The 21,930-nt window shown below is 64.4% G+C and carries 18 protein-coding genes, 3 pseudogenes and 1 other annotated feature; of the genes and pseudogenes, 8 read left to right on the top strand and 13 right to left on the bottom strand.

From position 1 onward, the window contains the following. Nucleotides 1–245: 245 nt before the first annotated feature. Entirely contained in the window at nt 246–887 is a 642-nt protein-coding gene (locus tag LRS09_RS22980; RefSeq protein ID WP_257809298.1) for a pentapeptide repeat-containing protein, read from the top strand. Nucleotides 888–1,083: 196 nt separating this feature from the next. Here LRS09_RS22980 and LRS09_RS22975 read toward each other — a convergent pair. Continuing rightward, nucleotides 1,084–2,315 (bottom strand): IS3 family transposase gene (locus tag LRS09_RS22975; RefSeq protein ID WP_257804818.1). Its coding sequence is split into 2 segments (ribosomal slippage): nt 1,084–2,024 and nt 2,024–2,315, totalling 1,233 coding nucleotides; the frame shifts between segments, so codons are not numbered across the junction. Beyond that, nucleotides 1,915–2,031: a sequence feature (AL1L pseudoknot), on the bottom strand. It overlaps the preceding gene by 117 nt. A gap of 240 nt (nt 2,316–2,555) precedes the next feature. On the opposite strand from LRS09_RS22975, the pseudogene LRS09_RS22970 reads away from it, so the two are divergent. Beyond that, a pseudogene (locus tag LRS09_RS22970) lies at nt 2,556–3,379 on the top strand (IS3 family transposase); the annotation flags it as partial. Nucleotides 3,380–3,571: 192 nt separating this feature from the next. On the opposite strand, the pseudogene LRS09_RS22965 reads toward LRS09_RS22970, so the two are convergent. Further along, nucleotides 3,572–4,856, bottom strand: a pseudogene (locus LRS09_RS22965) (IS110 family transposase). Nucleotides 4,857–4,993: 137 nt separating this feature from the next. Here LRS09_RS22965 and LRS09_RS22960 point away from each other — a divergent pair. After that, nucleotides 4,994–5,296, top strand: a pseudogene (locus LRS09_RS22960) (transposase); the annotation flags it as partial. Between the two features lie 192 nt (nt 5,297–5,488). On the opposite strand, the gene LRS09_RS22955 reads toward LRS09_RS22960, so the two are convergent. Beyond that, entirely contained in the window at nt 5,489–5,851 is a 363-nt protein-coding gene (locus tag LRS09_RS22955; protein ID WP_257809297.1) for an endonuclease domain-containing protein, read from the bottom strand. A 632-nt stretch (nt 5,852–6,483) separates the two neighbouring features. Between LRS09_RS22955 and arr the strand changes: the two genes are divergently transcribed. Further along, entirely contained in the window at nt 6,484–6,900 is a 417-nt protein-coding gene (gene arr, locus LRS09_RS22950; protein ID WP_257809296.1) for an NAD(+)--rifampin ADP-ribosyltransferase, read from the top strand. A gap of 100 nt (nt 6,901–7,000) precedes the next feature. Here the strand turns inward: arr and LRS09_RS22945 are convergent, their stop codons facing one another. Then, nucleotides 7,001–7,423, bottom strand: coding sequence for a hypothetical protein (locus tag LRS09_RS22945; protein WP_257809295.1), 423 nt, complete (start codon nt 7,421–7,423; stop codon nt 7,001–7,003). 238 nt (nt 7,424–7,661) lie between these two features. Between LRS09_RS22945 and LRS09_RS22940 the strand changes: the two genes are divergently transcribed. After that, the gene (locus LRS09_RS22940; protein WP_257809294.1) at nt 7,662–8,510 is read left to right on the top strand and encodes an SDR family NAD(P)-dependent oxidoreductase; all 849 of its coding nucleotides are present in this window, start codon (nt 7,662–7,664) and stop codon (nt 8,508–8,510) included. A gap of 216 nt (nt 8,511–8,726) precedes the next feature. Here LRS09_RS22940 and LRS09_RS22935 read toward each other — a convergent pair whose 3' ends face one another. The 7 genes from LRS09_RS22935 to LRS09_RS22905 all read right to left on the bottom strand — a co-directional run bounded on the left by LRS09_RS22935 (nt 8,727) and on the right by LRS09_RS22905 (nt 16,499). Further along, on the bottom strand, nt 8,727–9,092 hold the full coding sequence (locus LRS09_RS22935) for a hypothetical protein (RefSeq protein ID WP_257809293.1): 366 nt from the start codon (nt 9,090–9,092) through the stop codon (nt 8,727–8,729). Nucleotides 9,093–9,106: 14 nt separating this feature from the next. Next, entirely contained in the window at nt 9,107–9,730 is a 624-nt protein-coding gene (locus LRS09_RS22930) for a glycoside hydrolase family 19 protein (RefSeq protein ID WP_257809291.1), read from the bottom strand. 349 nt (nt 9,731–10,079) lie between these two features. Then, a complete protein-coding gene (locus LRS09_RS22925) occupies nt 10,080–10,868 on the bottom strand; it encodes a L,D-transpeptidase (RefSeq protein WP_257809290.1) in 789 nt (262 codons plus the stop codon). Nucleotides 10,869–11,080: 212 nt separating this feature from the next. After that, nucleotides 11,081–12,463, bottom strand: a complete 1,383-nt coding sequence (locus tag LRS09_RS22920) for an MFS transporter (protein ID WP_257809289.1) — start codon at nt 12,461–12,463, stop codon at nt 11,081–11,083. Nucleotides 12,464–12,735: 272 nt separating this feature from the next. Then, nucleotides 12,736–13,536, bottom strand: coding sequence for a xanthine dehydrogenase family protein subunit M (locus LRS09_RS22915; RefSeq protein ID WP_257809288.1), 801 nt, complete (start codon nt 13,534–13,536; stop codon nt 12,736–12,738). Nucleotides 13,537–13,546: 10 nt separating this feature from the next. Beyond that, nucleotides 13,547–15,901 (bottom strand): xanthine dehydrogenase family protein molybdopterin-binding subunit, encoded by a 2,355-nt coding sequence (locus LRS09_RS22910; protein ID WP_257809287.1) that lies wholly within the window; start codon nt 15,899–15,901, stop codon nt 13,547–13,549. Between the two features lie 103 nt (nt 15,902–16,004). Beyond that, on the bottom strand, nt 16,005–16,499 hold the full coding sequence (locus tag LRS09_RS22905) for a (2Fe-2S)-binding protein (protein ID WP_257809286.1): 495 nt from the start codon (nt 16,497–16,499) through the stop codon (nt 16,005–16,007). A 301-nt stretch (nt 16,500–16,800) separates the two neighbouring features. Between LRS09_RS22905 and LRS09_RS22900 the strand changes: the two genes are divergently transcribed. Both LRS09_RS22900 and LRS09_RS22895 read left to right on the top strand, forming a co-directional pair. Next, nucleotides 16,801–17,928, top strand: a complete 1,128-nt coding sequence (locus LRS09_RS22900) for an FIST N-terminal domain-containing protein (RefSeq protein ID WP_308240335.1) — start codon at nt 16,801–16,803, stop codon at nt 17,926–17,928. Next, nucleotides 17,928–19,268: a hybrid sensor histidine kinase/response regulator gene (locus LRS09_RS22895; protein WP_257809285.1), complete on the top strand. Its 1,341-nt coding sequence runs from the start codon at nt 17,928–17,930 to the stop codon at nt 19,266–19,268. The genes LRS09_RS22900 and LRS09_RS22895 overlap by 1 nt, the downstream gene beginning before the upstream one ends. A 3-nt stretch (nt 19,269–19,271) precedes the next feature. Here LRS09_RS22895 and LRS09_RS22890 read toward each other — a convergent pair whose 3' ends face one another. Both LRS09_RS22890 and LRS09_RS22885 read right to left on the bottom strand, forming a co-directional pair. Next, nucleotides 19,272–19,973 (bottom strand): response regulator transcription factor, encoded by a 702-nt coding sequence (locus LRS09_RS22890; protein WP_257809284.1) that lies wholly within the window; start codon nt 19,971–19,973, stop codon nt 19,272–19,274. A 167-nt stretch (nt 19,974–20,140) separates the two neighbouring features. Continuing rightward, the gene (locus LRS09_RS22885; RefSeq protein WP_257809283.1) at nt 20,141–21,433 is read right to left on the bottom strand and encodes an NAD(P)/FAD-dependent oxidoreductase; all 1,293 of its coding nucleotides are present in this window, start codon (nt 21,431–21,433) and stop codon (nt 20,141–20,143) included. Between the two features lie 161 nt (nt 21,434–21,594). Here LRS09_RS22885 and LRS09_RS22880 point away from each other — a divergent pair, with 161 nt between their 5' ends. Then, on the top strand, nt 21,595–21,879 hold the full coding sequence (locus LRS09_RS22880; protein ID WP_257809282.1) for a helix-turn-helix transcriptional regulator: 285 nt from the start codon (nt 21,595–21,597) through the stop codon (nt 21,877–21,879). Nucleotides 21,880–21,930: the final 51 nt, after the last annotated feature.

The following is a 21,930-nucleotide window of genomic DNA, read 5'->3' as shown; positions in this document are numbered from 1 at the left end:
AGCAACAGGGAGTGAGAGAACTCCAAAGTGGGCATTCACAACTAGCCCGGGAGCATCATTTCTCTCTGGGCCTCTGCTAGTAGCAACCCAGCTATGCAAAGTGTATGGAATCATGAGTAACCCGCTCGAAGCTGTGGTGAAGATTCCTCGCTACGGCGTTTTCACTTCTCCTAGCCGGTTTTCTAATGTGCGCGAACAGAGATACCTCAATATATTTTCTCTTCTAGTCAGAAGGAAAATAGCGAATGAAAGAATTGTCTTTGAAGCCATCGAAGGCCGACGACCTACCGTTAACTCTAGAAAAACTAAGAAAATCACGCTCAACAAAATTTCTTGAATTGGTCAAACTCGTTGATCTAGAGCCTGAACGAGATTTCATGTACGCTGACCTAAGGAACTCTGACTTCCGCCATCAAGATTTGAGGAACTTTGATTTTTCATTCTCAGTTCTAAGTGGATCGAAGTTCTCCGGCGCCATTTTCAACGAAATAAGCCTAAAGCGTGCTACCTTTTTCGAATTCTCCGGCCGAGAGCAATTCAACGAAGTTGAATCTATGCTTGCAACTCTCGCCATTATTTCAGGAAGGTATTACGCTAGGATTGCCTCTCTCGCGCTTTTGTCAACGGCCAATCCGACAAAGATCATTGTTCCGGTTATCGATATGATATTGGCGTCAGACGCAAGTATATATCATGTTACGTTCGCCCGAAAAGTAAGAAGCATAATCCTCGAGGGTGATGAATCATACAACACAAAGCGAATACGCATAGCGCAGCTTGCATCGAAGCAGACATATCCACTTGATAGGCAGAGATATTATCAATCGATCAGGGAAATTGGAAAATCTGGAGTTTCAGCGCGCAGGTACCTGCCATTTGCATTCTGAAAGGGGGCCTCTTCCCTCATTCTGGGGCAGAGCGGAAGCGAAGCGGAGCGCAGACGCTAGGATCCATGCCTAAACATTGACGCGGCGCGGCGGCGCAAGCGGCACCTCAGGAGACAGTTTACTTTATTTCCGCGCAAGGCACTACCGCTCGCAGGCTTGAACCGCGCCGGGTTTTCCGGAGGCCGTTTCGTTTGAGTCACGCGGCCATGGCTGGTTCTACCAGCATGGCGTAGTAGCGTTCCTCGGCTTCCGCCGGCGGGATGTTGCCGATGGGCTCCAGCAGCCGGCGATTGTTGAACCAGTCCACCCATTCCAACGTCGCGAACTCGACTGCCTCGAATGAGCGCCATGGTCCGCGTCGGTGGATCACCTCGGCCTTGTAGAGACCGTTGATGGTTTCGGCGAGAGCGTTGTCATAGCTGTCGCCGACGCTGCCGACCGACGGCTCGACGCCGGCTTCCGCCAGGCGCTCGGTGTATCGAATGCTGACGTATTGGCTGCCTCTATCACTATGGTGCACGAGCCCACCGCGATGGATTGGCCGCCGATCGTGGAGAGCCTGTTCCAGAGCGTCCAGGACGAAGCTCGCATGCGCCGTCCGGCTCACCCGCCAGCCGACGATCCTTCTCGCATAAGTGTCGATGACAAAGGCGACATAGACGAAGCCGGTCCAGGTCGCGACGTAGGTGAAGTCGGAGACCCACAGCATGTTCGGTGCCGGGGCATGGAACTGGCGATTGACGTGATCGAGCGGACAAGGTGCGGCCTTGTCGCTCACCGTGGTGCGGAGCGGCTTGCCGCGGATGATGCCTTCGAGACCCATGGCCTTCATCAGGCGGGCAACCGTGCAGCGGGCAACATCGAAGCCCTCGCGCTGCAACTGGCGCCAGACCTTGCGAACGCCGTAGACGCGGAAGTTAGCCTCGAACACGCGGCGAACCTCATCCTTCAAGGCTGCATCCCGTCTTGCCCGAACCGACAGCCGGGAGGGATCGACGCGCTTGGCGACACGGTCATGGTAGGTCGACGGGGCAATCGGCAGCACCTTGCAGATCGGCTCGACCCCATGCGCCCCACGATGATCGTCGATGAACGCGATCATGGCCTGAACCGGCGGTCGAGCTCCGCCTGGGCAAAATACGCGCTCGCCTTGCGCAGGATCTCGTTGGCTTGCCGAAGCTCGCGGTTCTCGCGTTCCAGAGCCTTGAGCTTCGTCGCCACATCCGTAGGCACACCGGCGCGAACGCCGCTATCGCGCTCGGCCTTCTTCACCCACTCATGCAACGTCTGCGCCGTGCAGCCGATCTTGGCGGCGATCGACGACACCGCCGCCCACCGCGAGGTGTGCTCGCCTTCGTGATCCAGAACCAGCCGCACCGCGCGGGCACGGACCTCGGGAGAAAACCTGTTCGTTGTCTTGCTTGTCATGGCTCCACCTTCTCAAGGATTGGAGCCTCCGATCAACCCGGCGCGGTTCAGCTCGCGCAAACGGTCGCCCTCTATCTCCCCCCTGGAGGGGAGAATGGATTTTCACGGTCTTAGCTGGAGCAGCCCGCAGGGGTGCGGAGGCTAAGTCGTAGAAAATCCAAGAGAGAGGGGGTGCCCGGTCTGACGTTGCCCCCTGGAATGCCCTCGGTTTGAACTGGACTCCGTCGAAAGGAGACGGAGATGAAGAGAAGCCGGTTCACGGAAGACCAGATCATCGGCGTGCTGAAGGAGCACCAGGCGGGAATCCCGACGGCAGAGCTGTGCCGCAAACACGGGATCTCGGAGGCGACCTTCTACAACTGGCGTAATCGCTATGGCGGCATGGAAGTGTCGGACGCCCGGCGGCTGAGGAGCCTCGAGGACGAGAACCGGCGGCTGAAGAAGCTACTAGCGGAATCTATGCTGGACGTCGCGACGCTGAAGGAAGCACTGGGAAAGTTCTGACGCCCAGGACAAGGAAGCGCTTCGTGGCCTGGGCGATCGAAGAGAAGTGCTACTCGCAGCGGCGTGCCTGCAGTCTGGTCGGGCTCGACCCGAAGACCTATCGCTATGCGTCGCGGCGACCGGACGATGCCGCGGTGCGGGCGCGGCTGAAAGAGCTGGCGCTTGAGCGGCGTCGGTTCGGCTATCGGCGGCTGCTCATCCTTCTGCGGCGCGAGGGCATCGAACTGAACCACAAGAAGCTGTTCCGGCTATACCGGGAGGAGCGGCTGACGGTGAAGAAGCGCGGCGGCCGCAAGCGGGCGCTGGGCACGCGGGCGCCGATGACGCTGCCGCAGGGAGCAAACCAACGATGGAGCCTGGACTTCGTATCCGACATGCTCGCCGATGGCAGACGCTTCCGCGTCCTGGTGGTGGTCGACGACTTCACTCGGGAGTGCCTGGCACTCGTGGTCGACACGTCACTGTCGGGCATGCGGGTGGCGCGGGAACTGGACGCCATCGTCGAGACGCGCGGCCGACCGCTGATGATCGTCTCCGACAACGTCCTATGTTGGGAAGAATTGGCGGTATCGGGCGTCAGGTCACGGGGCATCTGAGCGATCAGATACCCTGATAAAGTTGCCCAGGCGGGCTCCGCCGTCAAGAAGCGGTCTCTCCCATAGCAAACACAGAGTACGCACGATGGCGGCTCTCACCGTCCTTAAGACGAGATCCTGAATCCCAAGCGGAAGACCTGAACATTATCTACGAGGTCAGCGAACTGCCTCCACGGCCCTTGTCAGAAAAGGGTTCTTCCGCCTGGGCTCGCCCCCTCGAAGAAGGGACGATAGGGTTCGCCGTGTTTGATCACGGCGTGTACGTACGCGCCATCTTGGCTGCGATTGCGGTATAGGCTTTGCGACGCAGGTGAGCGTTGTGCCGATCCTTGGCTATGTAGCGCTCGAACCTATCGCGGAAGCTGTTGGTTCGGTGTAGCACTGCGGTTTGCCCTGCCATCCAGAAGGTCCGTCGAAGCCGGGCGTTGCCATATTTTGAGATCTTGCTCTGTCCTCGGAACATGCCTGATTGCACGGTGGCGAGATCCATGCCGCAGAACTTTAGGAACTGGCGATGATGCCCGAAACGGCGCAGATCGCCGGCTTCGGCGAGAATGGTCAGGGCGTTGATCGGCCCAATGCCCGGAACGGTGACCAGTAGCTGGTAGTCGGGATGGTCGGACAGCAGTTCCACAGCGCGGTTCTCGACCTCATCGCGCTGGCGCACCAAGCCGCGACCCTCGGCGAGGACCAGCCGGAACATCCGCAAGGCATCGGACTCTGCTGCTACAGGTAAGCCGACAGAGTCTTTGGCAGACTCGTAAATATCTGAAAGCAGGAGCGTTTTGGAAACCTTCCGGCCGACGACGTTCCAGGCGGCATCAATGAAGGCCTCCTTCGTCATTGCCGAGATCATGTGCGGCGACGGGAACTGTTCCAAAAAGGCCAGGAACCAGTCGCTGCGTGCGCTGCGATGGAACCGCTCGGCTTCAGGGAAATACAGCGGCAGGTAGTGGGTCAGGATCCGGTGCCAGAGTTCGGTCTTGGAGCGCGAGATGATCTCGTGCGTCTTGGAAAGCTCCTGAATGTCGTTCGTGCCCGCGATCAGCGGATCGTGGAAAAACTGGACCGCGCCGATCTCCAGCATGCGCAGGATGACCTGGGCGTCCTTTGGGTCGTTCTTGTCCCAGCTGTTGTGAAGGGCTTCCCGCGTCCGAGCGAGGGCAACCGAGGAGATCAGCTTCAGCTCGAAACCGGCTGCGCCCAGATGATGCGCGAGTGCCCGATGATAATTGCCCGTCGCCTCGAATCCGATCCGGACCGGCAAGCCATACTGGCGAAGAACCGCGATCAGTCGCTCGAAATCCTCGAGGCTGTTCCGGATCGCCAATCGGCGCCGGCGCGCTTTACCGGGAACCGCGATCAGCACCTCATGCCGGTGTTTGGAAATGTCGATGGCTACAAGAAGGGGCGAAACGGGGATAGTGTTGGCGATGGTCATGGCCGGTCTCCTTTACGGTGTGGTTCGCAAAACCACTGTAGAGACCCGAGACCCGGCTATGGCCACCTGCTGCGCTATTTTGAAGGCTGCGCAGGAGGCCATAGCCTTCCCAAACAATCTTCTTCCCGACGTGCTACGGCACCGAGCTGACGTCGCGGGCGATCCTGCAGTGGCAGGAGGACAACCGCGTCGAGTGGCACTACATCGCGCCGGGCAAGCCGACCCAGAACGGCTTCGTCGAAAGCCTGAACGGCCGCTTGCGCGACGAATGCCTCAACGAGCACCTGTTCCGCGGCATGGCAGCGGCACGCCGCATCATTGAAGAGTGGAGGATCGACTACAACGAGCACCGGCCACACACGAGCCTGCGTGGCCTCACCCCGAACGAGTTTGCAAACCGGTCCAGATCGGACCACAAGGAGAACAGAGTCCAGTTATGAATGAGGGCTGATCGGGGGCAACGTCAGGTCCACTGAAGGCGAAGGTCCGGTGGACCTTCCAAAGGACGCGAACACCCGCAGCCATAGCGGAGGGCGGCAGCCACACCCCCGCCCCCTCTCTTGCGAAATCTAGCACTTAGCTTCGCTAAGATGCTGATTTCGCTCTCTCCCCCTCAAGGGGGAGATAGGCGCTCAGACGTCGCGTCTTCTCGGCAGCGCCTCCGCCAGGATCGTATGGCACACGCCATCGATGTTGCGCTCGACCTCGTCGTTCCAGAACCGCAGTGTGAGATAGCCGGCCGCCGCAAAGCGGTCGTCCCGCACCGCGTCGCGCGTCGAGCCGGAATGCTGGCCGCCGTCCATCTCGACGATCAGCCTTGCCTCGAAGCAGACGAAATCGACGATGACGCCGGCAATGGTCTGCTGCCGCTTGAACTTCAGCCCTTCGAGCCGGCGGTTGCGCACCGCCTGCCACAGGATGTTCTCGGCCTTGGTCGGTTCGGCGCGCATCTGCCGCGCGAACTCCAGATGCCGCCTGGGAACCCGCTGCCCCATGTCCCGCTCCCCCGGTGGAAAACTACCGAAGGCGGCGGAGCGCGTCTATCTCCCCCCTGGAGGGGGAGAAAGCAAATTCTTGGGCTTGGCGAAGCCAAGTCCTTAGAATTTGCAAGAGAGGGGGGTGAGACGCCGGTGCGCCGGGAACTGCCCCCTCACTTGCGATTTCTAACACTTAGCCTTTGGCTAAGATGTTGAAATTGCTTTCTCTCCCTCAAGGGGAGAGAGAAGCGCTCAGCCGCCGCGCCTCGATCTCCCCCCTTGAGGGGGAGAAAGCGAAATCAGCGTCTTAGCGAAGCTAAGTGCTAGATTTCGCAAGAGAGGGGGTGAGCGCCCGGTCCGCCGGCGGCGAAGGTCCAGCGGACTTCCAAAGGGCGCGAACGCCCGCAGCCATAGCGGAGGGCCGCCCAACTGATACGCCCCGCCCCCCTCACTTGCAATTTCTAACACTTAGCCTGCGGCTAAGATGTTGAAATTGCTTTCTCTCCCTCAAGGGGAGAGATTGCGCCCTTCCCACGCGCCCGCCCCCTTGAAATACCCCCCACCCCGCCTATCTGCACCCTTCCCCATCGTCAAACCAGCCGCCCGCCTGCCATCGGGCGGCTCGATTCATTTCAACGAGCGGAGCACCGATGTCAGCCACGCCCAGCATGTTCGCGCAGTCGTTCTTCCACGGCACCAAGGCCGATCTGGAGCCGGGAGGCTTCATCGTCGTCGGCCACGGATCGAACTTCACCGAAGCCGGGCCGCTGTCCTGGGTGTATTTTTCGGCGACGCTGGACGCCGCGGTCTGGGGCGCAGAACTCGCGGCCGGAGACCGGCCGGAGCGGATCTATGTCGTGGAGCCGACCGGGCCGGTCGAGGACGATCCCAACCTGACGGACAAGAAGTTCCCCGGCAATCCGACCATGTCCTACCGCTCGCGCGAGCCGCTGCGCATCGTCGCCGAGGTGACGAAATGGCAGGGCCACCCGCCCGAGCGGCTTCGCCAGATGAAGGAGGGCCTCGCCCGCATGAAGGCCGAGGGCGGCGGCGAGATCATCGACTGACGCGCGCTGTCTGGGCCTCAGGCGGCGCCTCCGCCCTTCCTTGTGGCCCGGGATACGCCGGGCCAGACTGCCAGTGACGCCGATATAGATCGCGCCGCGCTTATGGCCTGCGGTCATAAGTCATCGCGGCGTGGCCGGGGCATACAATCCCGCCACCCACGCACACAGCGCCGCCGGCAGGGCGAGCACCAGTCCCATCATCCACCAGTACTTGCCGGAAATACCCCCAGTTTTCCGCCGACCCGCTCTCCCGCGTCAGTTCGAAGAACACCGCCACCGACACGACGAAGGCGACGAGCGCCACCGCCGGGATGCGCCAGCGGACGCGGGACAGCCGACCGTCCACCCAGGCGAGCGCCAGCATGAAGGGCAGGATCACGCCGAACGTGCCGAACAGCCCGCCGACGAACATCTGCCCGCCCTCGTCCAAAGGCCCGCCCCCGAAGACGATCCACGCGCCAGCGACGACGAGCAGCCAGCACGACAGCGGCCCGAGCAATGCGAACACCGGCAGCCGTTTCATCCCACCCCAAGCCTCCTCGCGATCGACCGATACACCATCCGGCGACAATGGCCGGCGCCTGTAGCCGCCCGATGTCGAGCGACACGCCCCGACGCAACAGCACGCGATATGACATGACCTCACAGTCACCTGCTTCCCGTTTGCCTGCCTTGTCCCGCCTCAGGCGATACGGCTTGCGGCCCGGCTCCTCCTGCCTATGATCCCACGCCGGACATCCCCTCTCGCCAAGGAGTTCCCCATGCCCAAGGCCTCCGACATCTTCGCCGCCGACCGCACTGCCGCCATCACGGGTGCCGCCAGCGGCATTGGGCTCGCCGCCGCGAAAGCCTTCGCGGCGCGCGGCATGAATGTCGTGCTGGCCGACCGCGCCAATGCCGCCGCGGCGGTGGAAGCCGTGTCGGCACTTGCCCCGCGCGGGGCCGCGGCCATTCGCGGGGCGACGGTCGATGTCGCCAACCCGGCCGACCTCGTGGCCCTGTCCGACCTCGCCTACGATGCATTCGGCGAGGTTTCTCTCTTGATGAACAATGCCGGCATCGGCGCCAATCCAGGCCAGCCGTGGGAGAATCTCGCGGCATGGCGCACGCTGATCGACGTCAACTTCTGGGGCGTCGTCCATGGCGTCCAGGCGTTCGCGCCGCGCATGATCGCCTCGGCAAAACCCGGCATGATCGTCAACACCGGCTCGAAGCAGGGCATCACCACGCCGCCCGGCAATCTCGCCTACAACGTCTCGAAAACGGCGCTCAGAACCTTTACCGAGGGCCTACAGCATGCGCTGCGCGAGGAGGTGGGCGACCGTCTCAGCGCCCATCTCCTGATCCCCGGCTTCACCTTCACCGGCATCACGCAGGGCGCAACGACCAAGCCGGCCGGCGCCTGGACGGGCGAGCAGGTGGTCGACTTCATGCTGGAAAGCCTGGCGCGCGGGGACTTCTACATCCTGTGCCCCGACAACGACGTCACCCGCGCGATGGACGAGCGCCGCATGGCCTGGGCGATCGGCGACATCATCGAGAACCGCCCTGCCCTCTCACGCTGGCACCCGGACTTCAAGGACGCGTTCGACCGCTTCATGAAGGAATAGGCCGCACAGTCTACCCACTGTCTCTCCGGTCAGGCGACTTTGAGGTTGGCGCCTCCACCCGCCTTCCGTCATACCGGCGCCGGAGGCGACCCGGTATCCGTTCCTGTTGGCGATTGGCCCTTCTCGCGCCGGGATTCCGGCGGTCAGTGGATCCCCGCTGACCTCCGGTCACCAGGGAAGATGCTGCGCGACCGCCATGACGCGCGCCGTCCGCCCCTATTCGCAGTTCCCGGCCATGTCTCCGATCTCATCCGAAGTTGCGGCGAAGTTCTTTCCATCGGGCAGCACGACGCCCGACACGGAGAACACTGTCGGCGCCGACCCGGCGAGCTTGAATACGATGTAGCGTTCCCGGTCGTGCTGTCCCTCCAGGGGCAGAACCGACAGGGCGCCCTCCACGCAGCCGCTGCCGCGGCAGAAGCTGCCGGTCCCGCCCTTCAGGTCGAGCGACAGGTCGGCCGGCATGGTGTTGTCCTCGCAGCCTGACCCGCAGTGGAAGACCACCTGCGCGCGGCAGGAAAGCCCATCGGGAAGATCGCGCGCCGTCGCGGCCCCGCTGGCGGCCACGGCAATTCCGGCCATGACGATCCCGCGCCTCACGGTCCGACCGTATAGCTGATGGCGGCGTAGTAAGCCTTGCCGTAGGAGGCGACGAGATCGGCACGCTCGAGGCCGTTGATGATCTGGCGCGCCTCCCGCCACCTCTCGACGGTCTTGGAAAAGCGGTCCGGGAGGCCGATACCCGTGAAGAGGCCGTCGCGCATGCCCACGAACATGATCTTCAGCGCTACGTCCAGGTCCATCGCAAGCGTCGGATCCTGGACAAGGTTCACGCCGATGGCTTTGCTCAGCTTCTCGTAGTTTGTCTTGTGCGTCAGTTGGACAAGCCCTCGCCCGAGCCAGGACTTCCCTTCCGAGTCCAGGACCCAATAGGGCTTCTTCACCCATGTGAGTTTCCCCGCGCCGAACGCCTTGTTGAGGATCGAGATCGCCTTTGCGTCGGAGTTTGCGAAGGTCTCGCGCACCGGTTGCATCGTCCGCCCCGACTCGTGGTGAACCGTGCCCAGCATGTACGCCAGCCAGCGATCGTCCGCGTTGGGGCTTTCTTTCTCCCATTTGTCGAGGATCGCGGTCAGGCCGTCGACCTGGGCCTGCTTGAATGCCCCGTCGAACAGGGTCGCCCGGGTCTGATCGAAGAAGAACTGTCGGTTGATAGCCATTCGCTCGCCCCCGCAATGCCACGCGTAGCGAATATTATACTCTTCATGCGAGTAACGTGCAAATAGATTAACTTAAGATTGCATGGACGCGTGAGCCAGACCCCGCCACGATATCCTCAAGGCCTGCTGGCTGCGGCGATCCCACGGCGCGATACCTACTGAAAGCAACGGTCCTTCTTATGGGAAAGGCGAACCCTCAGGAACGATCCCGCATTCTTCCGCAGAAACGCTGCGATAGACGATCTCGCGCGGCAGGACAGTGAGGGGCGGCGCCAGCTTTCGAAGCTCGCTATGCCCCTCATCCGCCCTTCGGGCACCTCCCCGTGAACGGGGAGAAGGAAGCGCTTCCCTACAACGCCTCCGCGCCCTCCGGGACACCGGAATCGATCGCCTCGGTCGTGGGTTTCGCCGAACCCGCGCCGCCGGCGTTCGCGCCGAGATACATCGAGTGCCGCACATGCACCGTCGTCGGACCGCTGACGCGGGCGAACAGGTCGATGATGTCCTGGTTGATGAAGCGCACGCAGCCCGAGGAAGCGTTCTTGCCGATCGAGTCCCATTCGGGCGAGCCGTGCAGGCGATACATCGTGTCCTGGCCGTTCTTGAACAGATAGAGCGCCCTGGCGCCCAGCGGGCTCTGCGGGCCGGGCGGCATGCCGTTGGCATATTTGGCCAGTTCCGGACGGCGCTTGATCATCTCGGGCGGCGGCGTCCACACCGGCCAGGCCTTCTTGAACTGGACGGTCGCCGTGCCGGTCCAGTCGAAGCCCGCCTTGCCGAGGCTGACGCCGTAGCGGATCGCCTTGCGGTCCGGCAGCACGAAATAGAGGAAGTGCGTCGAGGTATCGACGACGATCGTGCCCGGCTTCTCGAAGGTCGGGTCGATGACGACCTGGCGGATGAAACGCTTGTTGAGCTTTTCCACCGGGATCGCCGGCAGGCTGTGGCCGGCGTCGACGCGAGCGGCATACATCTGCGCCGGGCTGCCGAAGTCGGGGGGTCCCGCCGGCTGCTTCCGCTCCGGCGCCGTCTGCGCTATCGCCTGCAGCGTCGGCGACAGACCTGCCGCCCCCGCCGCCGCCGCGCCCAGGAAGGCGCGCCGGTTCATGCGCTCCGAAACAAGCGGAAAATCTGCCATCGTTCCCCCTCGACCCATCATCTCGCCGCGCCGCGCGCCGGCGACCTTACGTAACGATAACAGATTCCGAAATCGGCAGGAACAAGGCGGCGTTGAATGGCCGATCACCGACCGCCCCCCGGGGCGGGGCCCGCTGCCTGCGGCAGCTCCCGCCCGTTCGAGCCCTTTCGTCATGCCACCGGCATGACGAATTCGCGACGCGAACCGGACGCTCACCCCGCCGCCTTGAACGCGCCGAGCCGCGACAGCGACACGACCGCCGCCAGCAGCGCCAGCCCCGACGCCACCGCCAGCGCCAGCGTAGCGCCGGAAATCCCGATCTGCGCCATCATCAGCCCGACGAACGCCGCGCCCACCGTCTGCCCGGCGAGCCGCGCGGTTGAGAGCATGCCGCTCGCCGCGCCCGAGCGCCGACGGGGTGCTGCGCCGATCAGCACCTTGTTGTTGGGCGACTGGAACATGCCGAAGCCGACGCCGCACAGCGCCATGCGCCAGGCGATGTCCAGTGCCGCGGGCCTTTCGGGCAGCAGTGCAAGAGCCGCGAGCCCGCCCGCGAGCAGCACGAGCCCAATGCCACCGAGGATCGCCGGCGAATAGCGGTCCGACAGCCGGCCGGCCACCGGCGCCGACACGGCGAGCGCCAGCGGCCAGGGCATCATCAGAAGGCCCACCTCATGCGGCGAGAAGCCGAAGGTCGACTGCAGCACGAACGGCAGCGACACGAAGGCGAGCATCTGTGCCATGAAGGAAACGATCGAGGTCGCGATCGACAGGCTGAACACCGGCAGCCGCAACAGGTCGAGCGGCACGAGAGGGTCGGTCGTGCCGAGTTCGCGCCGCACCAGCAGGATGCCGAGCGCCACCAGCGCGACGGCCTCGGCCGCCACCAGCGCGAGCGGCAGCTCGTGGCCGACACTGTCGATTACCAGGATCGCCAGCGCGATGGTCCCGGCGCACAGCAGCGCGCTCAGCCAGTCGAAGGGGCGCGAGGTGCGGTCGCTGTCCGGCAGGCTGAAGAAGCCGATCAGCGCGCCGGCGATGCCCAGCGGCACGTTGATGGCGAAGAGCCACGGCCAGCTGGCGAAGGTCAGCACAAAGCCCGCCAGCGTCGGCCCCAGCGTCGCGGCGGCAGCCACCACGATGGCGTTCAGGCCGATCGCCGATCCGAACTTCGCGCTCGGCACGGTGTAGCGCAGCAGCGCCGCGTTGACGCTCATCATGGCGGACGCGCCGAAGCCCTGCACCACCCGCGCGGTCGTCAGCTCCGCCAGCGTGCCGGCGAAGCAGCAGGCGAGCGAGCCGAGCGTGAACACCACCACGCCGGCGAACTGGACGCGGCGGTAGCCGTAAATCTCGCCGAGCGAGGCGAAGGGCAGAAGCGATACGACGATGGCGAGCTGGTAGCCGTTGACGATCCAGATCGTCACCGCCGGGCTGGTGTTCAGGTCGGCCGAGATGGTCGGCAGCGCGACGTTGGCGATGGTGCTGTCGAGCACGGCCAGCGTGATGGTCAGCAGCACCGCGGTCCAGGCCCAGTAGCGCCTCGGCGCCTCAAGGCCGTCGGCGGCCTGCGCTGTCTCCACTCGTGCGTCCAAGGGCTTGCTCCGGATTCCACCGCCCGCGGAAAGCTCCGCGGCCGCCCGTTCCGTCGCGAGGTCCGGCGGGCGCCGATGCCGAGAGCGCGGAAGGAAAAACAGCCTCCGCGTCGTCGGGCGCAGCCGGCCAGTCGTGTTCAGGATAGGGCGCTACACCAGCCTGGGAAAGGGGGGCGCGGAGGATATGCTTGGTCCAGTGGCTCCGGAAGCTCTGTCTTCCAAAAGCACAAGGGGGCCGAGCGGCCCCCTTGCACGTCGCGGGAGGAAAGCCGCTACCCGTTCGCCTTGGCCACCGCGCGCTTGGCCATCACGGTGACCAGGCTCGAGCGATATTCGGCCGACGCATGCATGTCCGACATCAGGCTCGACGCCGGGATCGCCAGCCCATCAAGCGCGGCGGGATCGAAGGATTTGGCGAGCGCCGCCTCCATGCCCTTGGCGCGGAAGACGCCGTCGTCTCCAGCGCCCGTCACCGCCACGCGCACGCCGTCCTTGCCCTTGGCCACGAACACGCCGACGATCGCATAGCGCGAGGCCGGGTTGCGGAACTTCTCGTAGCCCGCCTTGGCAGGCGCGGTGAAGGAGACGCCGGTGACGATCTCGCCGTCCTTCAGCGCGGTCTCGAACAGGCCGGTGAAGAACTTGTCAGCCGGCACCTCGCGCTTGTTGGTGATGATGGTGGCGCCCAGCGCCAGCATCGCGGCCGGATAGTCGGCAGCCGGGTCGTTGTTGGCGATCGAGCCGCCGATCGTGCCGCGGTGACGCACATGCGGGTCGCCGATATGGCTGGCGAGGAAGCTGAGCGCCGGGCACACCGCCTTCAGCTTCGCGTCGGTCGCCACCTCGGCATGGGTGGTGGCCGCACCGATCGTGACCGTCTTGCCCGACACCTTGATGCCCTTGATGTCGGTGATGTGGGTCAGGTCGACGAGGTCGGACGGGGCCGCCAGCCGTGACTTCATTGCCGGGATCAGCGTCATGCCGCCCGAGACGTATTTCGCGTCCTCGCCCTTCTTCTGCTGCTTCACGGCGTCGGCGACGGAGGAGGCGCGGTGATAGTTGAGTGAATACATGGTCGTGTCCTCAGTGCTTCTTGGCCGCGCGGATCGCCGCCCACACTTTCTGGGGCGTCGCCGGCATGGTCAGGTCGTTGGTGCCGATCGCATCGGTGATCGCGTTGATCACCGCCGGCGGCGAGCCGATCGCGCCGGCCTCGCCGCAGCCCTTGATGCCGAGCGGATTGCCCGGGCACGGCGTGTTCGAGGTCGACACCTGGAAGGACGGCAGGTCGTCGGCGCGCGGCATGGTGTAGTCCATGTAGCTCGCCGTGACGAGCTGGCCCGAGGCACCGTCGTAATAGGCACCTTCCAGCAGCGCCTGGCCGACGCCCTGCGCAATGCCGCCGTGAACCTGGCCCTCGACGATCATCGGGTTGATGATGTTGCCGAAATCGTCGGCCGCGACGAACTGGACGATGTCAGTCACGCCCGTCTCGGGGTCGATCTCGACCTCGCAGATGTAGCAGCCCGCGGGGAAGGTGAAGTTGGACGGGTCGTAGAACGCGCCCTCCTTCAGGCCCGGCTCCATGCCGCCCGGCAGGTTGTGCGCGGTGTAGGCGGCGAGCGCCACCTGGAACCACGGCACGTTCTTGTCGGTGCCGGCCACCTTGGCGACACCGTTCTCGATGACGATGTCGCCCTCGTCGGCCTCCATCAGGTGGGCGGCGATCTTCTTCGCCTTCTTCTCGACCTTGTCGAGCGCCTTGACGATGGCCGACATGCCGACCGCGCCGGAGCGTGAGCCGTAAGTGCCCATACCCATCTGCACCTTGTCGGTGTCGCCGTGCACCACCGAGACCTGCTCGATCGGCAGGCCGAAGCGGTCGGACACGAGCTGGGCGAAGGTCGTCTCGTGGCCCTGTCCGTGGCTGTGCGAGCCGGTCAGGATTTCGACGGTGCCGACGGCGTTGACGCGCACCTCGGCCGATTCCCACAGGCCCACGCCTGCGCCGAGCGAGCCCACCGCGGCCGACGGCGCGATGCCGCAGGCCTCGATATAGTTCGACATGCCGATGCCGCGCAGCTTGCCCTTCTTCGCGGCCTCTGCGCGGCGCTTTTCGAAGCCGGCATAGTCGGCCGCCTTCATCGCCGCCTCGAGCGAGGCTGCGTAGTCGCCCGCGTCGTAGCACATGATCACCGGCGTCTGGTGCGGGAACGAGGTGATGAAGTTCTTGCGGCGCAGCTCGGCCGGCGAGACGCCCAGTTCGCGCGCCGCGGTCTCCACCGTGCGCTCGAGCAGATAGGTCGCCTCGGGCCGCCCTGCCCCGCGATAGGCGTCGACCGGCGCGGTGTTCGTATACACGGCGCGGACGTTCGCATGGATGGCCGGGATGTTGTACTGCCCAGACAGCAGCGTGGCGTAGAGGTAAGTCGGCACCGACGACGAGAACAGGGACATGTAGGCGCCGAAATTGGCGATGGTGTCGACCTTGAGGCCGATCATCCGGTTGTCCTTGTCGAAGGCCATCTGCACTTCGGACACGTGGTCGCGGCCGTGTGCGTCGGTCAGGAAGCTCTCGGTGCGGTCCGCCACCCATTTGACTGGAACGTTGGTCTTCTTCGACGCCCACAGGCAGACGATCTCCTCCGGGTAGATGAAGATCTTCGAGCCGAACCCGCCGCCGACATCCGGCGCGATGACCCGCAGCTTGTTCTCGGGAGCGACATTGTAGAACGCGCTCATCACCAGCCGCGCGACATGCGGGTTCTGCGAGGTCGTCCAGCAGGTATAGTGGTCCTCGGCGCGGTCATAGTGGCCGAGAGCGGCGCGCGGCTCCATCGCGTTCGGCACGAGCCGGTTGTTAACGATGTGCATCCTGGTGATATGCGCCGCCTTGGACAGGGCCTCGTCCGTCGCCTTCGCGTCGCCGATCTCCCAATCGTAGATCAGGTTACCGTCGGCCTCGGGGTGAAGCTGCGGCGCGCCCTTCTTCAGCGCGTCGACTGCCGCCGTCACCGACTTCAGTTCCTTGTAGGTCACTTCGACCGCCTCGGCCGCGTCGCGGGCCTGGCCCTTGGTGTCGGCCACGACGATCGCGACCGCGTCGCCGACGTAGCGCACGCGGTCCACCGCCAGCGGCGACCAGGCGCCCATCTTCATCGGCGTACCGTCCTTCGAATGGACCATCCAGCCGCAGATCAGGTTGCCGATGCCGTCGGCCTTCAGTTCCCTGCCGACCAGCACGTCGATCACGCCCGGCATCGCCTTGGCCTTCCTGACGTCGATCTTCTTGATCTCGGCATGTGCATGCGGGCTGCGCACGAATGCGGCGTGCTTCATGCCGGGCACCACCATGTCGTCGACATAGCGGCCCGCGCCGGTGATGAACCGGCGGTCTTCCTTACGCGCAACGCGTGCGCCGATGCCTTCGATACCCATCAGAATCCTCCCTCAGTCGGTGAATGGTGAATGGAAAATCGTGAATGGCGCGGTCGAGGCCTCGGGGCAGTCGACCAGTCACCATTCGCTCTTCACCATCAACCTAAGCGGCCTTCGCCTTGCCCTTGCCCTTCGACATCGTCTTCGATGCTGCGAGCACCGCCTTGACGATGTTGTGGTATCCCGTGCAGCGGCAGATATTGCCCTCGAGCTCGGCGCGCACGGTGGCCTCGTCGAGGCCCTCCGGGTGGCGGCGGATCATATCGGTCGCCGCCATGATCATGCCGGGCGTGCAGAAGCCGCATTGCAGGCCGTGATGCTCCTTGAACGCCGCCTGCACCGGATGCAGCTCGGCGCCGTTGGCAAGACCCTCGATCGTGACCACCTCGGACCCGGACGCCTGCGCCGCAAGCATCGTGCACGACTTCACCGCCTTGCCGTCGACATGGACGACGCAGGCGCCGCACTGCGACGTGTCGCAGCCGACATGGGTGCCCGTGAGCCCCAGATGCTCGCGCAGGAAATGAACGAGCAGCGTACGATCCTCGACGCTGCCAGACACTTTTCGGCCGTTCACGACCAGCGAAACGTCAGACATGAAACCTCCCTTTGGACGAGCCGCCACGAAACCTCCCCGTGCCGGCCGGATTGGAGAGCGACGGTCGAAGCCCGTTCTGCGCCTTCCAAATCACATGGGCGACAATGCTATCCGACCCGGTATGCGTATATTGTACTTTCGGTCAGAGCCCGGCAATCGCGCCATTGCCAAGCCCGCCGATTGTGTCGAATATGATGGCTGCCGATCCGGCAACGGACACGACATTCGAGCGAACAAGGCTTCTTCGGGAGGAACGCCGCTGGCTCTGTCGAGAACACATTACGGCTGCGGAGTCGTCGCGTTGTCGACCGACTCCCCTGAGGTCGACCTGTTTGCGCGCGATATTGGCGGCGAGGCCCACGCGATGGGTGCCGCCTTCGCGCTGATCTTCTTCTCCCAGGCCCTGATCGATCCGGACCAGCTCGCCGCGGCGCTGAGGCGCCACGCGCCGTGGCTGTCCTATGCGGCCTGTTCGACCGCGGGCGAGATCACACCGGAAGGCCTGGAAGAGGGCCAGGCGGTGGCGATCCTACTGCCGGCCGCCTCCTTCAGCGTCGAGGCCATCATGGTCCGCGACCTCGCAACTGCGGGCATGAGCGACATTACCGTCCAGGTCGAGATGCTGAAGCGCGTGCGGCGCGAGCGCGAGGAATTCGCCCGGCGCCTCGACGCCTTCGCGCTCTGCTTCATCGACGGCATGTCGTTCGCCGAGGAGGCCGTCACCTCGGCGCTGCACTGGGGACTGGACAACATCCCGCTGATCGGCGGCTCGGCCGGCGACGACATGAAGTTCGAGACCACGACGCTGATCCTGAATGGGGTCGTTGCGCATGACTGCGCGATCGTGGCACTGGTGGCCACGGACCTGCCCTTCCACGTCTTCAAGTCGGAGAACTTCGTGCCCACCGGCGAAAAGCTGGTGGTGACCGCATCCGACCCCGACAGGCGGATCGTCAAGGAGTTCAACGCGGCTGGCGCGGCCGACGAGTTCGCCGCGGCCATCGGCATCGACGCCGGCTCGCTGTCGCCGATGAGCTTCGCGTCACATCCGGTCGTGGTGCGCGTCGGCGGCGAATATTACTGCCGTTCGATCCAGAAGGTGAATGCCGACGGGTCCCTCACCTTCTTCTGCGCGATCGACGACGGCATCGTGCTGACCATCGCCCAGCCCACGGGCATGGTCGAATCGACGCGCGAGGCGCTGCGGCACGTCGGCGAGCGCCTCGGCGGCATCGACATGGTGCTCGGCTTCGACTGCGCGCTTCGCCGCCTCGATGCCCGCAACCGTCAGGTCTTCCGCGAGATGTCGGAGCTCTACCGCACCAACAACGTCATCGGCTTCGGCACCTATGGCGAGCAGTACCGCTCGATGCATCTCAACCAGACTTTCACCGGCATCGCCTTCGGACACAGGCTCGCGGCCGAGTGATGAGCATTTCCGGAATCGACGACGTCGAGCGGCTCAGGCGCATCAACCAGGCGCTGATCAGCCGCGTCGAACGCTCGATGGACCAGCAGGGCAATGCCTTCTCGCTGTTCCAGACCGCGATCAACCTCGAAGGCCGCGTGCGCCAGCACACGGAGGAGCTGCGCGGCGCGCTGCGCAGGCTGGAGCAGTCCAACATCGACCTCGTCGCAGCAAAGGAGAACGCCGAGCGCGCCAACTTCTCCAAGACGCGCTTCCTCGCCGCCGCCAGCCACGACGTGCTCCAGCCGCTCAACGCCGCCCACCTGTCGGTCTCCGCGCTGTCGGAGCTGCAGACCACCACCGAGGGCAAGGAGTTGGTGGCGCAGGTCGAGCGGGCGCTGGAGACGATGGACGATCTCCTTCGCACCCTCCTCGACATATCGAAGCTCGACGCCGGCGTGGTGCGTGCCGAGATCGGCGACGTGGCCTTGCAGCCGCTGTTCCAGTCGCTCGAATCGGACTTCAGTCCCGTTGCGGCCAAGCGCGGCCTCGACCTGCGCTTCCGCCCGACCGACGCCGTCATCCGCACCGACAGGTCGATGTTCCGCCGCATCCTGCAAAACGTCATCTCCAACGCGCTGCGCTACACCGAGGAAGGCGGCGTGCTCGTCGGCGCGAGACGGCGCGGCAACCGCGTGCTGGTGAACGTGGTCGACACCGGCACCGGCATTCCGCCTGACCAGCACGAGGCCGTCTACGAGGAGTTCCACCGCGGGGCGAACGCGCTCGAGGGTGACCGCGCCGGCATGGGCGCCGGCCTCGGCCTCGGCCTGTCGATCGTGCGCAGGCTGGTGAACGCGCTTTCGCATGAAATCTCGTTCACCTCGCGGCTCGGCAGGGGAACCGTCTTCCACATCCTCGCCCCGGTCTCGACGATGCCCTACCGCAACGGCCGCGCTGACGCACCGCCCGCCCCTCCCCGCGGCTACGGGCTCTACGGCACAAGGGTGCTTGTGGTCGAGAACGACCAGTCGGTGCGCGAAGCGATGGCTGCGCTGCTGTCGCGCTGGAGCTGCGAGGTGAAGGTGGCGTCCAACCGCAACGGCGCGCTCGGCTGCCTCGACGACGGATGGCGGCCCGACCTCATCATCGCCGACCAGCACCTCGACCACGGCGACCTCGGCTCGCAGACCATCCGCCACCTGCGGATCAAGGCCGCGCGCTCGATCCCGGCACTCCTCGTCACCGCCGACCCGTCGGGCATGCTGGCCTCGGAAGCGCGCCGCTCCGGCATCGAGCTGATGCACAAGCCGGTCAAGCCGGCGGAATTGCGCGCGCTGATGGCGCACCTTCTGGCGTAGGTCTCAGATACAGGTGTCCGCGTCGCGGAACAGCTCCGCCTGGTCGAGGCGCGACACTTCGATCACCGCCTGCGTGCGGCTGTAGACGTGCAGCTTGCGCAGGATCTCCGAGACATGCGCCTTGACCGTCGTTTCGCCGACCTGCAGCTCGTAGGCGATTTGCTTGTTGAGCAGGCCCTGACGCAGCATGTTGAGAACCCGCATCTGCTGCGGCGTCAGCGTCGCCAGCCGGCGGATCAGGTCGGACCGGTCCTCGTCGCGCGCCGCACCCGGCTGCGGCTGATAGGACTGCGGCACATAGACTGCGCCCTCCATCACGTCGCGGATCGCCGAGGCAAGATCCGCCTTGCGGCTGGATTTGGGGATGAAGCCCGCCGCGCCGTAGGACAGCGCCTGCGAGATGATGCGGCTGTCCTCGTGACCGGAGACGATGACGACCGGCAGGCGCGGATGGCTGGTTCTGATCTGCAGCAGTCCGTCGAACCCCTGCACGCCCGGAATATTGAGATCGAGCAACGCCAGGTCGAACGGCTCGCCGCTCTTCAGCGTATCGAGCGCCTCGGCGACCGTCGTCGCCTCGATCGTCTCCACCTTGGGATAGGCCATGCTCACCGCGCTGTGCAGCGCCTCGCGAAACAGCGGATGGTCGTCGATGATCAGGAAGCGCGCCGTCGTGTCGGTCGCGAATATCGGACGGGTTTCCATCGTCGTCACCCCTTGGCACCCGGACCACCGGTTTGCTGCAGTGTCGACCCGGCACCGCCTCGTCGCAACTGTCAAATAGTGCAAACGACGGAAATACAAACCGGCGGAATCACAGCGCGGCCGCAACGCCGCGCCGCCAGGTGCCGCACCAACCTGCGAAGACCGGCTTACTCGGCCGGCTCGATATGGATGGCCTTGAGCTTCTTGATGCCGAGCATGTCGAGCGCCAGGCCCTCGTAGAACGTCTCGCTCTTGCCCTGCCTCACCTTGTGCAGGAAATACTTCTCGAAGCCCACCTTCGCGGCATGGACCCACTTGCCCTGCGAAGACCAGTTGACGTTGCGAGGCGGGATCTGCGGCTGCGCGACGAAGGCGATGCCCTCGTCGCCGAAGTCGGCCAGACAGACCGCGTTCCACGTGGCGACCGCTTTCGGCTCCTCACCGCGCAGAAGAGAAGAGATGTTTTCCGCAGTGGCGGTGACCATCGACTCGATCATGAAACCGGTCTTCGGCACGCCCACCGGCAGCGGCGTCTTTCCGACCGGCGGGATGGCGACGCAGACGCCGATCGAAAAGACATTCGGATAGGCGGCATTGCGCTGGTGCTTGTCGATCGTGACGAAGCCACGCGGATTGACCAGCCCCTCGACGCCGGCGACCGCGGAGACGCCGCGGAAGGCGGGCAGCATCATCGAATAGGCGAAGGGCAGATCGTGCTTGGCCTTGACCGTGGCGTCCTCGTTCACCTCCTCGACATGCATCAGCCCTTCGTCGACCGACGTCACCCTGGCGTTGGTGATCCACTTGATATGCCGCTCGCGCATGGCGCTTTCCAGCAGCGACTTGGTGTCGCCGACCCCATCGAGGCCGAGATGGCCGACATAGGGCTCGGGCGTGACGAAGGTCATTGGCACCTGGTCACGCATCTTCGCCCGGCGCAGGGCGGTGTCGAGAATGAAGGCGAATTCGTAGGCGGGACCGTAGCAGGACGCGCCCTGGACCGCGCCGACCACGATCGGTCCGGGCTTCTTCAGCAGCTGGTCGAATTTCGGCTTCGCCGCGAGCGCATGATCTATGTGGCAGACCGACTGGGTGAATCCCGCCGGACCGAGGCCGGGCACCTCGTCGAAGGCGAGTTCCGGACCCGTGGCGATGATCAGGTAATCGTAGTCGACGAACGATCCGTCATTCAGCTCGACGCGGTTCTCCTTCGGATGGACCTTGCGGGCCCCTTCGGGGCGAAGCGCGATGCCGCGCCGGGCAAACACCTTCGTAAGATCGACCGAAATGTCCTCCCGGTCGCGCCAGCCGACCGCGACCCAGGGGTTTGACGGAACGAAGGAATAGGTCGCGCCGAGATTGATCACCGAGAGGCTGTCGCCGGGACGCAGCTTCTCCCGCATCTCATATGCCATTATGGTTCCGCCCAGCCCGGCGCCGAGAACGACGATATGTGACATCGATTTCTTCCAACTTGCCGCCTGTATTCTTGTTGACGACTTCCGCGGCGTGTTCCTTGATCTTGCGCAATTCCGGCTTCGCGCCTCTCCCTTGCGGCAACCGGCCCGGATTGCGTCTAACATTCAAATATCATAAATTCAATGTTATGAATGTAGAAAGAATGATCCCGGCTTCCGGACAGGCGGCGGACCTGCTGAGGAGCCTGTCTCACCCGCAGCGGCTGCTGATTTTATGCGCTCTCGGACGAGACGAACGCACCGTCGCCGAGCTGCGCGACCAACTCGGGATCGAACAGGTGCCGATGTCGCAGCAGTTGATGCGCCTGCGCGCCGACGGCCTTGTCGAGGCGCGCCGCGTCGGCACGACGGTGTTCTACCGGGTCACCCGCCCGGAAGTGCTGACCGTGGTTGAAGCGCTCCACGCCGCGTTCTGTCCGCCCGAATGAGACGTTCTGGTGCCCTCGGCGGGGGATTGAACCCCGGACCTTCGGTGGCCG

It is taken from the genome of Mesorhizobium sp. J428 (assembly GCF_024699925.1).
Lineage (GTDB): Bacteria > Pseudomonadota > Alphaproteobacteria > Rhizobiales > Rhizobiaceae > Mesorhizobium_A.
This window is presented reverse-complemented; position numbering and strand designations above follow the sequence as displayed.